The following is a 597-nucleotide window of genomic DNA, read 5'->3' as shown; positions in this document are numbered from 1 at the left end:
CTTCCACCGCCTGACCCGCGAGCAGATGACGGGGATCGTTGACATCCAGCTGCGGCATCTCGAAGCGTTGCTGGCCGATCGCAAGATCGAGCTGGTCATGGAGGACTCGGCGAAGCGCTGGCTGGCGAATGCCGGCTACGACCCGGTCTATGGCGCCCGGCCGCTGAAGCGGGTGATCCAGCGCGAACTGCAGAACCCGCTGGCGGAGATGATTCTCGCCGGGCGTGTTGCTGAAGGCGAGAGCGTGACGGTGGCGGCCGACGACGGCGGGCTGACCATCGACGGCTCACTGGTCCAGGCGGCGTAACCATCCGGTAGAGCCTACGGCAAACGGCGGCGCTCCCTGCGCCGCCGTTTGTTGCGTTTATGCCTGTCGTGAGGCTGGGAGCCGACCAGGGCCGAGCCCGCTCTGCCGATCAGCAGCTGGCGTCGGTGCTTTCGTCAGGCCCCTCGCCGCACGCCTGCGGGAGCTGCTGGCGGCGCTGTTCGATGCTCGCCACCTGGATCTGGCGCTGCTGCAGGCGCTTGCGGTTGATCTCCTGCACCCGCTTGTCGAAGAGTTCCATCTCGGCCCCGGCCAGCTGACGGCCGGTGGGC

Annotated in this window: 1 protein-coding gene and 1 pseudogene; one reads left to right on the top strand and one right to left on the bottom strand. The window is 68.0% G+C overall.

Annotated elements, in window-relative coordinates; translation table 11 throughout:
* Positions 1–307, top strand: a pseudogene (locus tag ABZ728_RS22080) (ATP-dependent chaperone ClpB); the annotation flags it as partial.
* A 109-nt stretch (positions 308–416) separates the two neighbouring features.
* Here the strand turns inward: ABZ728_RS22080 and ABZ728_RS22075 are convergent.
* A partial coding sequence (locus ABZ728_RS22075) for a hypothetical protein (RefSeq protein ID WP_366658605.1) occupies positions 417–597 on the bottom strand: 181 nt, incomplete at its 5' end.

The sequence above is a fragment of the Fodinicurvata sp. EGI_FJ10296 genome (assembly GCF_040712075.1).
Classification (GTDB): Bacteria; Pseudomonadota; Alphaproteobacteria; order DSM-16000; family Inquilinaceae; genus JBFCVL01.
This window is presented reverse-complemented; position numbering and strand designations above follow the sequence as displayed.